The following is a 13,371-nucleotide window of genomic DNA, read 5'->3' as shown; positions in this document are numbered from 1 at the left end:
CAAACGGCCTGTTACGGCAGTTTATCCCGAAGGGAACTGACCTGCGGACAGTGTCAGAAGAAGACTTACAGCACTACCAGGGGGCGCTGAACAGCAGGCCACGCAAGTGTCTCGGATTCAGGCAACCGTCTGTGGTGTTTGCAGAGCTAAGATTGGCGGCTTAGCGTTGCACTTCGGAGTTGAATCCGCCGAACGAATGATGATGAAATAAAAGACCTGTAACCCTTTACACTGGACATAAAAAAACCCGCCGTAGCGGGTTTTTTGCAACCGACCTGAATTACAGGTTAGCGGCGTTTTCTGACAGGTATTTAGCCACGCCTTCCGGAGACGCGCCCATACCTTCTTTACCTTTTTCCCACTGTGCCGGGCACACTTCGCCGTGCTCTTCGTGGAACTGCAGCGCGTCAACAGTACGCAGCATTTCGTCGATGTTACGACCCAGTGGCAGATCGTTCACCACCTGGTGACGAACCACACCGTCTTTGTCGATCAGGAATGAGCCGCGCAGCGCAACGCCTGCGTCCGGATGCTCGATACCGTAAGCTTTCTGGATTTCACGTTTGATGTCAGCAACCATCGCGTACTGCACTTTGCCGATGCCGCCGTTCTCAACCGGAGTGTTACGCCATGCGTTGTGTACGAACTCGGAGTCAAAAGACACACCAACAACTTCCACACCACGTTTCTGAAACTCAGCATAACGCTTGTCGAAAGCGATCAGCTCAGACGGACAAACAAAAGTGAAGTCCATTGGCCAGAAGAACAGAACGGTAGCTTTACCCGCAGTGTGTTTTTTGAAGTTGAAGTTCTCAACGATTTCACCGTTGCCCAGCACAGCTGCGGCAGTAAAATCAGGGGCTTGACGAGTTACCAGGACCATGCTCACTCCTGTAAATAAAATAAGGGTTAATAAAGAAATAACGCCTGCAAGTATAGAGGTTTCGCCGGGAGGGAAACCAATGCATAGCGCCGATTAATCAGATAGGCTACACCTATCGAAATAAGAAAATAATAAAGATACGCTCATACAATAACCCTTTTTGCGAAAAGGGCAAGCACCCGCTGAGACGGGCAGCCATTACAGCTGCTGCTGTGTCGCCTGCGCCATCATGCGTGGGTAAAACTGCCAGAACAGTGCGTCAAACTCATGATAATGCGTGATGAAATCCTGATAGGAGTCACGTAGCGCCGCGAGACGTGGACGCCGCGCGGCCATCCCGCGCAGCACTTTCTCGAGATATTCCGCTTCGGCGTAGTTCTCCATCCAGCGCTCAGACCATAAGTAATAGTTAAGATTCTGGAATCTGTCGGGCGTGCAGGCTAATTCGGGTTCGATCACAGAATGTGCATGAGCCAGAAAAACTGGCAGGGAAATTTCCGGCTGTATTTTCAGCCAGTTACGAGAAAGGAAATGATCCCAAATGACATCCAGTGTAATGGGCGCGACACGGGCGGTTTCCGGGCGGAAAAACTGACGCGCAGCGCGCACTTCCGGCAGGGAGTCGGTCATTACGTCAATACGCCGGTGCAGCATAATGCCGTCCGCCACCGCAGCAGGCCATTGCTCATGTGGATTACCGCGGACGAAATCCGCCATCAGGTTGCCCAGCAGTGAGCTGTCTGCCAGCGAGGCGAGATGTAAGTGTGCGAGAAAGTTCATGGCGCGCAGTATACCCCTTTCATGCACGGAGTGGCAGCGTTGCCAGCGAGCGCATGATTGTCCTGCAGCGAATCAGTGGCTGTGTCACATTGGTTAAGACATCAATGGTTCAGAATTGAGGGCATTTGGGCTAGACTATGCCGCCTGTTTCACACCTGAAGATGTTTACCCATGCGCGTTGCCGATTTTTCGTTTGAGTTACCTGAGTCTTTGATCGCCCACTACCCGCAGCCACAGCGCAGCGGATGCCGTTTGCTGTCCCTTGACGGGCCAACGGGGGAGTTGTCCCACGGCGTGTTTACGGATGTACTGGATAAACTCAATCCTGGCGACCTGCTGGTGTTTAATAACACGCGGGTGATCCCGGCGCGCGTTTATGGTCGCAAAGTCAGCGGCGGCAAAATCGAAATGCTGGTAGAGCGGATGCTCGATGACAAGCGTGTGCTGGCCCATGTGCGAGCCTCGAAAGCGCCAAAACCAGGTGCGGAGTTGCTGCTGGGTGAAGATGAGAGCGTAAAGGCCACCATGGTGGCGCGCCACGATGCGCTGTTTGAAATTGCTTTTGATGATGAGCGCGCGGTGCTGGATATTCTGAATGCCGTCGGCCATATGCCGCTGCCGCCGTATATCGACCGTCCTGACGAAGATGCTGACCGCGAACTGTATCAGACGGTCTACAGCCAGCGTCCGGGTGCGGTTGCCGCGCCAACCGCTGGCCTGCACTTTGATGAACCGCTGCTGGCGGCGCTGCGTGAAAAAGGTGTGGAGATGGCGTTTGTCACGCTGCATGTTGGCGCAGGCACCTTCCAGCCTGTGCGCGTTGACAGCATCGAAGACCATATTATGCACGCCGAATACGCTGAAGTGCCGCAGGATGTGGTTGACGCGGTGCTGGCCTGTAAAGCGCGCGGTAACCGGGTGATTGCCGTCGGCACCACCTCGGTGCGTTCGCTGGAAAGCGCCGCACAGGCCAGTAACGATGCGCTGATTGCGCCGTTCTTCAATGACACCAAAATCTTTATCTACCCGGGTTACCAGTGGCAGGTGGTGGACACACTGATCACCAATTTCCATCTGCCGGAATCGACGCTGATTATGCTGGTGTCGGCGTTTGCAGGCTATCGCCATACCATGCACGCTTACCAGCAGGCGGTGGCAGAGCAGTACCGTTTCTTTAGTTATGGTGATGCGATGTTTATCAGCCGTAACCCGCAGGCTGAGCAGGAAAAAGTCGGCAACTAATCTATATGCCGCCGGGCGTCGCCTGGCGGTAAGTCAATCGCGCTTGGCGCGAGAGTAAGCACCAGCAGACTGTTTCTCTGCTGGTCTGGAGGCAATGTGAAGTTTGAACTTGATACCACCGACGGACGCGCACGCCGTGGCCGTCTGATTTTTGATCGCGGCGTGGTGGAAACCCCGGCGTTTATGCCCGTGGGCACCTACGGCACCGTGAAAGGTATGACACCGGAAGAAGTACAGGATACCGGTGCGCAGATTATCCTCGGCAACACCTTCCACCTGTGGCTGCGCCCGGGTCAGGAAATTATGAAGCTGCACGGCGATCTGCACGATTTTATGCAGTGGAAAGGGCCGATCCTCACCGACTCCGGCGGTTTCCAGGTGTTCAGCCTTGGTGATATCCGCAAGATCACCGAAGCGGGTGTTCACTTCCGTAACCCGATTAACGGCGACGCGATTTTCCTCGATCCGGAAAAATCGATGGAAATTCAGTACGATCTCGGTTCCGATATCGTGATGATCTTCGACGAATGTACGCCATACCCGGCTGACTGGGATTACGCCAAACGCTCAATGGAAATGTCACTGCGCTGGGCGAAACGCAGCCGCGACCGTTTTGACTCACTGGGCAACAAAAATGCGCTGTTTGGCATCATTCAGGGCAGTGTTTACGAAGATTTACGTGATGTCTCGGTCAAAGGGCTGGTAGAGATCGGCTTTGATGGGTACGCTGTGGGCGGCCTGGCGGTGGGTGAACCGAAAGAAGATATGCACCGCATTCTGGAGCATGTCTGTCCGCAGATCCCGGAAGATAAACCGCGCTATCTGATGGGCGTCGGTAAGCCGGAAGACCTGGTGGAAGGTGTGCGCCGCGGCATTGATATGTTTGACTGCGTGATGCCTACCCGTAACGCGCGTAATGGCCACCTGTTCGTCACTGACGGCGTGGTGAAAATCCGTAACGCGAAGTACAAAGATGACACATCTCCGCTGGACGCTGAATGTGATTGTTACACCTGTCGCAATTACAGCCGCGCTTACTTGCATCATCTTGACCGCTGTAACGAAATACTGGGTGCACGTCTGAATACCATCCATAACCTGCGTTACTACCAGCGTGTGATGGCGGGTTTACGTCAGGCTATCGAAGAAGGTAAATTAGAGCACTTTGTTAGCGAGTTCTATACACGGAAAGGTAAGGCTGTTCCGCCTTTAACCGTCTGATAATTAAACAATGAGGGAATTTTAATGAGCTTTTTCATTTCTGACGCAGTAGCTGCAGCAGGCGCGCCGTCGCAGGGTAGTCCTTATTCCCTGGTGATCATGCTGGTGGTCTTCGGTCTGATTTTCTACTTTATGATCCTGCGTCCACAGCAGAAGCGCGCGAAAGAGCACAAAAAACTGATGGACTCCATCAGCAAAGGTGACGAAGTGCTGACCACCGGTGGCCTGGTCGGTCGTGTCACCAAAGTGGCAGAAACCGGTTATATCGCGATTGAACTGAACGAAAATAACGAAGTGGTTATCAAACGTGATTTCGTGGCTGCCGTTCTGCCAAAAGGCACGATGAAGGCGCTGTAATTTTAGTTTCTCCCTAAGGGAACTGCCGTGTTAAACCGTTATCCTTTGTGGAAGTACGTCATGCTGGTCGCTGTGTTGCTGATCGGCCTGCTGTATGCACTTCCCAACCTGTATGGTGAGGATCCGGCTGTGCAGATCACTGGCGCGCGCGGTGGCGCCGCCAGTGAACAGACGCTGGGTCAGATCCAGGAAGCATTAAAACAAGATAATATCCAGAGCAAATCTATTGCGCTGGAAAACGGCGCTATCATGGCGCGTTTTGCTAACACGGATGTGCAACTGCGCGCCCGTGAAGCCATTATGAAGGTGCTTGGCGAGAATTACGTTGTCGCGCTTAACCTGGCGCCGGCAACCCCGCGCTGGTTAACCCTGCTGGCGGCTGAACCAATGAAACTGGGCCTCGACCTGCGTGGTGGCGTTCACTTCCTGATGGAAGTGGATATGGACACTGCGCTGGGTAAACTGCAGGAACAGACCATGGACAGCCTGCGCAGCGACCTGCGTGAAAAATCCATTTCTTACACCACAGTGCGTAAAATCGACAACTATGGTGCTGAAGTGCAGTTCCGTGATAGCGCGACGCGCGATCAGGCCGTGACCTGGCTGACTTCCCGTCACCGCGATCTGGTGATCAGCAACAGCGGTAACAACGCCCTGCGTGCGGTGATGAGTGATGAACGTCTGCGTGAAGCGCGTGAATACGCGGTGCAGCAGAACATCAACATCCTGCGTAACCGTGTGAACCAGCTGGGTGTCGCTGAGCCACTGGTACAGCGTCAGGGTGCGGATCGCATCGTGGTCGAACTGCCGGGTATCCAGGATACCGCGCGGGCGAAAGAGATCCTCGGCGCGACTGCCACACTGGAATTCCGTCTGGTGAATACCTCTGTTGATCAGTCTGCTGCCGCCAGCGGCCGTGTGCCGGGCGACTCCGAAGTGAAGCAGACGCGTGATGGTCAGCCAGTGGTGCTGTACAAACGTGTGATCCTGACCGGTGACCATATCACCGACTCAACCTCCAGTACGGACGAGTACAACCAGCCGCAGGTTAACATCTCTCTGGACAGCGCTGGTGGCAACACCATGTCCAACTTCACCAAGGATAATATCGGTAAGCCAATGGCGACGCTGTTTGTCGAGTACAAAGACAGCGGTAAGAAAGATGCTAACGGCCGTACTATCCTCGAGAAGCAGGAAGAGGTGATTAACGTTGCCAACATCCAGTCACGTCTGGGTAACAGCTTCCGCATCACTGGTATCAACAACCCGAACGAAGCGCGTCAGCTGTCGCTGCTGCTGCGTGCCGGTGCGTTGATTGCGCCGATTCAGATCGTGGAAGAGCGTACCATCGGTCCAACCATGGGTGCGCAGAACATCACTCAGGGTCTGGAAGCGTGCCTGTGGGGTCTGATCGCCTCCATCCTGTTTATGGTGGTGTTCTATAAGAAATTCGGCATGATCGCCACCAGCGCGCTGCTGGCGAACCTGGTGCTGATTGTTGGCGTGATGTCACTGCTGCCAGGTGCAACGCTCACCATGCCGGGTATTGCCGGTATTGTGCTGACGCTGGCGGTGGCGGTGGATGCGAACGTACTGATTAACGAACGTATTAAAGAAGAGTTGCGTAACGGGCGCTCGGTGCAGCAGGCGATTCATGAAGGCTATAAAGGCGCCTTCTCCAGTATCGTCGATGCGAACGTCACCACGCTGATTAAAGTTATCATTCTTTATGCGGTCGGTACCGGTTCAATTAAGGGCTTTGCGATCACTACTGCTATCGGTATCGCAACCTCCATGTTTACCGCTATCGTCGGCACCCGTGCCATCGTTAACCTGGTGTACGGCGGCAAACGCGTCAACAAGCTGTCTATCTGAGGAGTGCGTTGTGGCACAGGAATATAGTATTGAACAGCTGAACCATGGGCGTAAGGTCGTCGACTTTATGCGCTGGGACACGCTGGCCTTTATCATCTCCGGCCTGCTGATCATGGCGTCTGTCGCCATTGTCGCAGTCAAGGGCTTCAACTGGGGCCTCGACTTTACCGGCGGGACGGTGATTGAGATCAACCTGGAAAAACCGGCCGAGCTGGACGCCCTGCGTGAATCGCTGGTGAAAGCAGGCTTCCAGGAGCCGCTGGTGCAGAACTTTGGCAGCAGCCGCGATGTGATGGTGCGTATGGCGCCGGTTGAAGGGGCTGCGGGTCAGGAACTGGGTAACAAAGTGGTGTCGGTGATCAACGAGACCGCTCAGCAGAACGCCACAGTGAAGCGTATCGAGTTTGTCGGTCCGACGGTCGGTAGCGATCTGGCGCAGGCAGGGGCGATGGCATTGCTGTCGGCGCTGATTGCGATTCTGATCTACATCGGTTTTCGTTTTGAGTGGCGTCTGGCACTGGGTACGGTGCTGGCACTGGCGCACGACGTGATCATCACCTGCGGCATTTTGTCGCTGTTCTACATCGAAATCGACCTGACCATTGTCGCGTCGCTGATGTCGGTGATTGGTTACTCGCTTAACGATAAGATCGTGGTTTCCGACCGTATTCGTGAGAACTTCCGCAAGATCCGCCGCGGTACTTCTTACGAAATCACTAACGTGTCGCTGACCCAGACGCTGAGCCGTACCTTGATCACCTCGCTGACCACGCTGGCGATGATCCTGATCCTGTTCATCTTTGGTGGTGCGCTGCTGAAAGGCTTCTCACTGACCATGCTGATTGGTGTGGCGATCGGTACTATCTCTTCTATCTACGTTTCTTCTGCACTGGCTCTGAAACTGGGTATGAAGCGTGAGCATCTGATCCAGCAGAAAGTTGAGAAAGAAGGGGCGGATCAGCCGTCAATTCTGCCTTAATCTGCACGGATAACCAAAAAGCCACGCAAGCGCGTGGCTTTTTTTATGGTGCGGTTCTGCAGGCACGGCGCGCCAGTTGCAGGCTCTTTTCCGCTGCATCCAAATCCTGCCCGACAAATGCTGAGATAATTGCCCCTTCTTTCAGCAGGCAGAGCAAATCGATAAACGACTCCTCCTCATGCGGTAATTTCTGTCGTATCAGCTCACGAACTTTTGCTTTATGTTCCGCACAGTAACGGGCGACAGCCGTTGACGCATCGCGAATCTCCGCTGCGGTGTTGATAAAAAAACAGCCGTGGAACGTACTTAATTCCACAACTTCGCTGTGAAACCAGTCCGACAGTGCGGCAAAAAGTGCGGCCACAACATCATCCTTTGTGGTCGCCCACTCCAGACGCGACGTCAGCCAGCCCATAAATAGCGCATCACGATGTTCAAGCGTCGCCAGCACCAGCTCCTCTTTGCCGGGGAAGTGGTGATACAGCGTTTTCTTCGCGATACCGGAAGCCGCAAGCACCTCATTGATGCCAACCGAGTTGATCCCTTTCTGATTAAACAGTTTCAGCGCAGTGGTAATTAACTGCTGTTTTTTATCGTTCATTGCATCCTCCTGCATGCTGATATTGACAAAGGTATACCGATTTGTCTACTTTGTCAGGTGGACAAATCGGTCTACTTTCTGGTGTAAGGTAAAACAGCGATGAATAAAGTGATTTTCCCTCTGATTTCCGGCGCGGGTGCCGGTCTGGCAATTGGCCTGCTGGCGTATATTGATACCCTGCATATGGGATGGATGTTGCTGATGGCGCCATTTGGTGCGACGGCGGTGCTGGTCTTTGGTTTGCCGGATAGCCCGCTCGCCAGAGCGAAGAATGTGATTGTGGGACACTTTCTTACCGCCCTGATCGGTGTTTGCTTTATGCAGTGGGTTGGCGTTACGCCGCTGAGCCTGGCGCTGGCATCGGGACTGGCGGTGAGCGCAATGCTGCTGACCGGCACAACGCATCCGCCTGCGGGAGCAAACCCGCTATTGATTATGCTGACCGGGCAGAGCTGGTCATTCCTGCTAATGCCGGTATTGAGTGGTGCCGTGGCGATGGTGTTGCTGGGCTGGGGTGTCAGTTATCTGCGCAATCCCGCTCGCTGGCAGCGGAATGCGCAGTAATCCCCGCCCGCAGGCGAGGAAAGAACGATTCTACTGGCTGGCAGCTGGTTGCTGGGCGGTTTGTGGCACAATCTCATGCACCCGCACATAACCCAGCTGCTCGGGCTGGATACCGCTTAAACGCAGTAACACGCTCGTTTCTGCTTTTGGCAGCAGAGAGGCGGGGATCTCGATGGTCTGGGTCTGTTTTTCACTGGCTAGCGGTTTGCCGGTGACCGGGTCCAGTGCTCCCCATTCAATTTGTGCGCTGAACGGCACCAGTGGCTGTTCCCCGGCGGCGCGAATATGCAGTATCGCCCGGCTGCCACTGGCTTCCGCTTCAACATGGCTTAACGACAGACGCAGGTCGCCTGCATTGCTGTGCAGCAGTACCACGGTATTGGCGGCAGGCAGTAACCATGCCCCCTGCATGCCGCTGCTGTTGAGCTGGTTCTGTTGTTCCACGGCGGTCGCTTCATCGGTGAGCTGGCGCATCTGCTGGTTCAGCTTGCCGATTTCATTATGCAGTTTATTCACCGCGGGTGGCTTTGGCGACGCACATCCTGCCAGCAGTAACACGGCAGTCATCAGGCTGAGAATGGCTGTTTTTTGCTGCTTCATGCGTAATCGCTCCCTGCAAAGAAGTTATTGTTAAGCATAGCGGATTTCTGCTTCCACGGTCATTGCCGATGATGCGGATGCGAATGGCATCTGTGGTTATTTTGTTAACCGCCACTTCGCGCTACACTATTGACCAATTTGGTAAATTATCAGGAAGCGTCATGCATTGCCCATTCTGTTCTGCCGTGGACACCAAAGTGATTGATTCCCGTCTGGTGGGAGAGGGGACGTCAGTGCGCCGTCGCCGCCAGTGTCTGGTTTGTCATGAACGTTTTACCACTTTTGAAGTGGCGGAACTGGTGATGCCACGCGTGGTGAAAAGCAATGATGTCCGCGAACCGTTTAACGAAGATAAACTGATTAGCGGCTTTATGAAGGCGCTGGAGAAACGTCCGGTCAGCTCCGATGCGGTGGAAAACGCCATCAGCCATATTAAAACTCAGCTGCGTGCGACGGGTGAGCGCGAGGTGCCGAGTAAAATGATCGGCAACCTGGTGATGGATGAACTGAAGAAGCTGGATAAAGTGGCGTATATCCGTTTTGCCTCGGTTTACCGCAGCTTTGAAGATATTCGCGAATTTGGCGAAGAAATCGCCAAATTACAGGATTAAATCATGCACGATGAATTGTATATGGCGCGCGCGCTGGAGCTGGCGCGCCGTGGCCGTTTTACCACCACGCCGAATCCGAATGTGGGTTGCGTTATTGTGCGTGATGGCGTGATCGTCGGCGAAGGCTGGCATCATCGCGCGGGCGAACCCCATGCCGAAGTGCATGCATTGCGCATGGCGGGTGAACTGGCGCGTGGTGCGACGGCGTATGTCACGCTGGAGCCGTGCAGTCACTTTGGCCGCACGCCGCCGTGCTGTGATGCGCTGATTAACGCCGGTGTGGCGCGTGTGGTGGCCGCGATGCAGGACCCGAACCCGGAAGTGGCGGGTCGTGGTCTGTACCGCCTGCAACAGGCGGGCATTGAGGTCAGTCATGGCCTGATGATGAATGAAGCTGAAGCGCTGAACCGCGGTTTTCTCAAACGTATGCGCACGGGTTTCCCATGGGTGCAGCTGAAGCTTGGCGCGTCGCTGGATGGCCGCACCGCGATGGCCAGCGGCGAAAGCCAGTGGATCACTTCACCACAGGCGCGCCGTGATGTGCAGCGTCTGCGGGCGCAGAGCTCCGCCATTCTTTCTACCAGCGCCACTGTGCTGGCAGATGATCCTTCCCTGACTGTGCGCTGGGATGAGCTGGATGACGCATCGCGCACGGCATACGCGCAGGATGATTTACGTCAGCCGACGCGGGTGATTATCGACAGTCAGAACCGCGTCACACCGCAGCACCGGCTGATTAACCTGCCGGGCAACACCCTGCTGGCACGTCTGCAGGCCGATCAACAGGCGTGGCCGGAGCAGGTCGAGCAACTGCTGGTGCCTGAACAACAGCAGAAGGTCGATCTGGTTTCGCTGCTTATGCTGCTGGGCAAACGCCAGCTGAATACCCTGTGGGTGGAAGCGGGCGCCAGTCTGGCTGGCGCATTGCTGACGGCGGGTGTGGTCGATGAAGTGATTGTCTATGTCGCTCCTAAACTGCTGGGCGATGACGCCCGCGGGTTATGCCAGTTGCCTGGTCTGACACAACTGGCTGATGCACCAACGTTTTCTTTTAGCGATGTGCGCCAGGTCGGCCCCGATTTACGCCTGACACTGACACCTCGCTAACGGTTTGCCATAAAGCGGAAGCAGACCGACGAAGAGTATGATAGAATCCGCCCCCCTGCGGGGCCAAACAGAACCCTGAAAGGAAAAGTATGAAGACTATTGAAGCAGCTGTAGCCACTCCTGACGCACGCGTTGCCATTGTTATTGCGCGTTTCAACCATTTCATCAATAACAGCCTGCTGGAAGGCGCTGTCGATGCGCTGAAACGCATTGGTCAGGTGAAAGATGAAAACATCACTGTGGTCTGGGTTCCGGGTGCTTACGAGCTGCCACTGACTGCACGCGCGCTGGCGAAATCTGGCAAGCATGACGCGGTTATCGCGCTGGGTACTGTGATCCGTGGTGGCACTGCACACTTCGAATATGTTGCGGGTGAAGCAAGCTCTGGCCTGGGCAATGTTGCTCTGAACTGTGATATTCCGGTGGCGTTTGGCGTTCTGACCACTGAAAGCATCGAGCAGGCTATTGAGCGTGCGGGCACCAAAGCGGGTAACAAAGGCGCGGAAGCTGCGCTGACGGCACTCGAAATGATTAATGTATTGAAAGCCATCAAGGCCTGATTTTTGTAAGGGGAATTTTGTGAAACCTGCTGCACGTCGCCGCGCCCGTGAATGCGCTGTCCAGGCGCTTTACTCCTGGCAGCTGTCGAATAACGACATCGCTGATGTTGAATACCAGTTCCTGGCGGAGCAAGACGTCAAAGACGTTGATATCAGCTACTTCCGCGAGTTAGTGGGCGGTGTTGCGACCAACAGCGCATACCTCGATGGTCTGATGAAACCTTACCTGTCCCGTCAGCTGGAAGAGCTGGGTCAGGTGGAGAAAGCCATCCTGCGTATTTCGCTGTTCGAGTTGAGCAAGCGTTCTGATGTGCCTTATAAAGTGGCCATTAACGAAGGTATCGAACTGGCGAAAGTGTTTGGCGCAGAAGACAGCCACAAATTCGTCAACGGCGTGCTGGATAAAGTTGCTCCACAGATTCGCCCCAACAGAAAGTAATCATCTCCCAGGCCGGTTCTCCGGCCTGTTCTACGTCTTAGCGGAAAGCATTTATGGCATGTGGCGAATTCGAACTTATCGCGCGTTACTTTAACCGTGTGACAAGCTCTCGTCGCGATGTGGAAAAAGGCATTGGCGACGACTGCGCATTACTGAACGTGCCGGAAAAAAAGACTCTGGCTATCAGCACCGATACCCTCGTTGAGGGCATCCACTTCTTACGCGATATCCATCCTGCCGATCTCGGCTATAAAGCACTGGCGGTGAATCTCAGCGATCTGGCCGCAATGGGTGCCGATCCGGCATGGCTGACGCTGGCGCTGACATTACCGGAAGTGGATGAAACCTGGCTGAAAGATTTTAGCGACAGCCTGTTTGAACTGCTGGATTACTACGATATGCAGCTGGTGGGTGGTGACACCACGCGCGGTCCGCGCAGCCTGACGCTGGGTATCCATGGCCTGGTGCCGACAGGCCGGGCACTGAAACGCTCAGGAGCAAAACCGGGCGACTGGATCTTTGTTACCGGCACGTTGGGCGACAGCGCGGCAGGGCTGGCCTTGCTGCAGCATCATATTCGTCTGGCTGATCCGGCGGCGCATGAGGTGCTGATTAAGCGCCATTTGCGACCGATGCCGCGTATTCTGCAGGGCCAGGCGCTGCGCGATCTGGCCAGTGCGGCGATTGATATTTCTGACGGTCTGATTGCCGATCTCGGCCATGTGCTGAAAGCCAGTGACTGTGGCGCACGTATCAATCTGGATGCGCTGCCGCTGTCCGCGACGCTGCAGGAGCATATCGAACGACCGCAGGCGCTGCGCTGGGCGTTAACCGGCGGCGAAGATTACGAACTTTGCTTTACCATTCCGGAAATTAACCGTGGCGCGCTGGATGTGGCGCTGGGACGTCTCGGTGTGCCTTACACCTGTATTGGCCAGATCGCTCCTGCGACAGAAGGCCTGACGTTACTCGAACAGGGTAAGGTGGTGGAGTTTAACCTGAAAGGATTTGACCATTTTGTCACTCGCTAAAGATGTCGCGAAAAGCCACCTGAAACTGAGTAACCCATGGCATCTGCTGGCGACCGGATTTGGCAGCGGTCTGAGTCCGTGGATGCCGGGCACCGTGGGTTCGCTGGCGGCGATCCCGTTCTGGTGGCTGATGACGTTCCTGCCGTTGCAGATTTACTCGCTGCTGGTGATGCTGGGGATTTCGCTTGGCGTTTACCTTTGCCATCGCACTGCCAAAGACATGGGCGTGCATGATCACGGCAGCATCGTCTGGGACGAGTTTATCGGTATGTGGATCACGCTGATGGCGCTGCCGGTGAATGAGTGGCCGTGGGTTGCCGCCGGTTTTGTGATTTTCCGCGTACTCGATATCTGGAAACCATGGCCGATTCGCTGGTTTGACCGTAATGTGCACGGCGGCATGGGGATTATGGTTGACGATATCATCGCCGGGATTATCGCTGCTGGCGTGCTCTGGTCACTGGGGCACTACTGGCCGCTGTAACTGGAGATCATGCTTCCCCGTAGCAGGGGAAGCCTGT

At 55.0% G+C, this 13,371-nt stretch carries 16 protein-coding genes and 1 pseudogene; 13 read left to right on the top strand and 4 right to left on the bottom strand.

Annotation, left to right across the window (positions count from 1 at the left end):
* Nucleotides 1–164, top strand: a pseudogene (locus ACSZO1_RS01475) (IS30 family transposase); the annotation flags it as partial.
* A 116-nt stretch (nucleotides 165–280) separates the two neighbouring features.
* Here ACSZO1_RS01475 and ACSZO1_RS01470 read toward each other — a convergent pair.
* Nucleotides 281–883 carry a peroxiredoxin C gene (locus ACSZO1_RS01470; RefSeq protein ID WP_437608802.1) on the bottom strand — a complete coding sequence of 201 codons (603 nt, stop codon included), beginning with the start codon at nucleotides 881–883 and terminating at the stop codon, nucleotides 281–283.
* A gap of 198 nt (nucleotides 884–1,081) precedes the next feature.
* Entirely contained in the window at nucleotides 1,082–1,663 is a 582-nt protein-coding gene (locus ACSZO1_RS01465; RefSeq protein WP_437608800.1) for an ACP phosphodiesterase, read from the bottom strand.
* Nucleotides 1,664–1,834: 171 nt separating this feature from the next.
* Between ACSZO1_RS01465 and queA the strand changes: the two genes are divergently transcribed.
* The 5 genes from queA to secF all read left to right on the top strand — a co-directional run bounded on the left by queA (nucleotide 1,835) and on the right by secF (nucleotide 7,337).
* Nucleotides 1,835–2,905 carry a tRNA preQ1(34) S-adenosylmethionine ribosyltransferase-isomerase QueA gene (gene queA, locus ACSZO1_RS01460; protein ID WP_437608798.1) on the top strand — a complete coding sequence of 357 codons (1,071 nt, stop codon included), beginning with the start codon at nucleotides 1,835–1,837 and terminating at the stop codon, nucleotides 2,903–2,905.
* Between the two features lie 96 nt (nucleotides 2,906–3,001).
* Nucleotides 3,002–4,126 carry a tRNA guanosine(34) transglycosylase Tgt gene (tgt, locus tag ACSZO1_RS01455; protein WP_437608796.1) on the top strand — a complete coding sequence of 375 codons (1,125 nt, stop codon included), beginning with the start codon at nucleotides 3,002–3,004 and terminating at the stop codon, nucleotides 4,124–4,126.
* A 24-nt stretch (nucleotides 4,127–4,150) separates the two neighbouring features.
* Complete coding sequence (yajC, locus tag ACSZO1_RS01450) at nucleotides 4,151–4,483, top strand: preprotein translocase subunit YajC (RefSeq protein ID WP_437608794.1); 333 nt, start codon at nucleotides 4,151–4,153, stop codon at nucleotides 4,481–4,483.
* A 27-nt stretch (nucleotides 4,484–4,510) separates the two neighbouring features.
* Nucleotides 4,511–6,358, top strand: coding sequence for a protein translocase subunit SecD (secD, locus tag ACSZO1_RS01445; RefSeq protein ID WP_437608792.1), 1,848 nt, complete (start codon nucleotides 4,511–4,513; stop codon nucleotides 6,356–6,358).
* A gap of 10 nt (nucleotides 6,359–6,368) precedes the next feature.
* Nucleotides 6,369–7,337, top strand: coding sequence for a protein translocase subunit SecF (secF, locus tag ACSZO1_RS01440; RefSeq protein WP_437608790.1), 969 nt, complete (start codon nucleotides 6,369–6,371; stop codon nucleotides 7,335–7,337).
* A gap of 43 nt (nucleotides 7,338–7,380) precedes the next feature.
* Here secF and ACSZO1_RS01435 read toward each other — a convergent pair whose 3' ends face one another.
* The gene (locus ACSZO1_RS01435; RefSeq protein ID WP_437608788.1) at nucleotides 7,381–7,938 is read right to left on the bottom strand and encodes a TetR/AcrR family transcriptional regulator; all 558 of its coding nucleotides are present in this window, start codon (nucleotides 7,936–7,938) and stop codon (nucleotides 7,381–7,383) included.
* A gap of 99 nt (nucleotides 7,939–8,037) precedes the next feature.
* On the opposite strand from ACSZO1_RS01435, the gene ACSZO1_RS01430 reads away from it, so the two are divergent.
* Nucleotides 8,038–8,502: an HPP family protein gene (locus ACSZO1_RS01430; protein ID WP_437608786.1), complete on the top strand. Its 465-nt coding sequence runs from the start codon at nucleotides 8,038–8,040 to the stop codon at nucleotides 8,500–8,502.
* A gap of 30 nt (nucleotides 8,503–8,532) precedes the next feature.
* Here the strand turns inward: ACSZO1_RS01430 and ACSZO1_RS01425 are convergent, their stop codons facing one another.
* A complete protein-coding gene (locus ACSZO1_RS01425) occupies nucleotides 8,533–9,102 on the bottom strand; it encodes a DUF3251 domain-containing protein (RefSeq protein ID WP_437608784.1) in 570 nt (189 codons plus the stop codon).
* A gap of 161 nt (nucleotides 9,103–9,263) precedes the next feature.
* Between ACSZO1_RS01425 and nrdR the strand changes: the two genes are divergently transcribed.
* The 6 genes from nrdR (at nucleotide 9,264) to pgpA (ending at nucleotide 13,334) form a co-directional block, all read left to right on the top strand.
* The gene (gene nrdR, locus ACSZO1_RS01420) at nucleotides 9,264–9,713 is read left to right on the top strand and encodes a transcriptional regulator NrdR (protein ID WP_437608782.1); all 450 of its coding nucleotides are present in this window, start codon (nucleotides 9,264–9,266) and stop codon (nucleotides 9,711–9,713) included.
* Nucleotides 9,714–9,716: 3 nt separating this feature from the next.
* Nucleotides 9,717–10,820, top strand: a complete 1,104-nt coding sequence (gene ribD / locus ACSZO1_RS01415; protein ID WP_437608780.1) for a bifunctional diaminohydroxyphosphoribosylaminopyrimidine deaminase/5-amino-6-(5-phosphoribosylamino)uracil reductase RibD — start codon at nucleotides 9,717–9,719, stop codon at nucleotides 10,818–10,820.
* Between the two features lie 89 nt (nucleotides 10,821–10,909).
* Complete coding sequence (ribH, locus tag ACSZO1_RS01410) at nucleotides 10,910–11,380, top strand: 6,7-dimethyl-8-ribityllumazine synthase (RefSeq protein ID WP_437608778.1); 471 nt, start codon at nucleotides 10,910–10,912, stop codon at nucleotides 11,378–11,380.
* A 19-nt stretch (nucleotides 11,381–11,399) separates the two neighbouring features.
* The gene (gene nusB / locus ACSZO1_RS01405) at nucleotides 11,400–11,819 is read left to right on the top strand and encodes a transcription antitermination factor NusB (protein WP_437608776.1); all 420 of its coding nucleotides are present in this window, start codon (nucleotides 11,400–11,402) and stop codon (nucleotides 11,817–11,819) included.
* A gap of 53 nt (nucleotides 11,820–11,872) precedes the next feature.
* Complete coding sequence (thiL, locus tag ACSZO1_RS01400; protein WP_437608774.1) at nucleotides 11,873–12,850, top strand: thiamine-phosphate kinase; 978 nt, start codon at nucleotides 11,873–11,875, stop codon at nucleotides 12,848–12,850.
* The gene (pgpA, locus tag ACSZO1_RS01395) at nucleotides 12,828–13,334 is read left to right on the top strand and encodes a phosphatidylglycerophosphatase A (RefSeq protein WP_437608772.1); all 507 of its coding nucleotides are present in this window, start codon (nucleotides 12,828–12,830) and stop codon (nucleotides 13,332–13,334) included. Before thiL ends, pgpA begins: the two co-directional genes overlap by 23 nt.
* Nucleotides 13,335–13,371: the final 37 nt, after the last annotated feature.

Source organism: Erwinia sp. V71 (genome assembly GCF_965644245.1).
GTDB lineage: Bacteria > Pseudomonadota > Gammaproteobacteria > Enterobacterales > Enterobacteriaceae > Erwinia.
This window is presented reverse-complemented; position numbering and strand designations above follow the sequence as displayed.

Coding starts and splice junctions, on each gene's coding strand:
- ACSZO1_RS01470 (WP_437608802.1), bottom strand. CDS start 883: ATGGTCCTGGTAACTCGTCAAGCCCCTGATTTTACTGCCGCAGCTGTG.
- ACSZO1_RS01465 (WP_437608800.1), bottom strand. CDS start 1,663: ATGAACTTTCTCGCACACTTACATCTCGCCTCGCTGGCAGACAGCTCA.
- queA (WP_437608798.1), top strand. CDS start 1,835: ATGCGCGTTGCCGATTTTTCGTTTGAGTTACCTGAGTCTTTGATCGCC.
- yajC (WP_437608794.1), top strand. CDS start 4,151: ATGAGCTTTTTCATTTCTGACGCAGTAGCTGCAGCAGGCGCGCCGTCG.
- ACSZO1_RS01435 (WP_437608788.1), bottom strand. CDS start 7,938: ATGAACGATAAAAAACAGCAGTTAATTACCACTGCGCTGAAACTGTTT.
- ACSZO1_RS01430 (WP_437608786.1), top strand. CDS start 8,038: ATGAATAAAGTGATTTTCCCTCTGATTTCCGGCGCGGGTGCCGGTCTG.
- ACSZO1_RS01425 (WP_437608784.1), bottom strand. CDS start 9,102: ATGAAGCAGCAAAAAACAGCCATTCTCAGCCTGATGACTGCCGTGTTA.
- nrdR (WP_437608782.1), top strand. CDS start 9,264: ATGCATTGCCCATTCTGTTCTGCCGTGGACACCAAAGTGATTGATTCC.
- ribD (WP_437608780.1), top strand. CDS start 9,717: ATGCACGATGAATTGTATATGGCGCGCGCGCTGGAGCTGGCGCGCCGT.
- ribH (WP_437608778.1), top strand. CDS start 10,910: ATGAAGACTATTGAAGCAGCTGTAGCCACTCCTGACGCACGCGTTGCC.
- thiL (WP_437608774.1), top strand. CDS start 11,873: ATGGCATGTGGCGAATTCGAACTTATCGCGCGTTACTTTAACCGTGTG.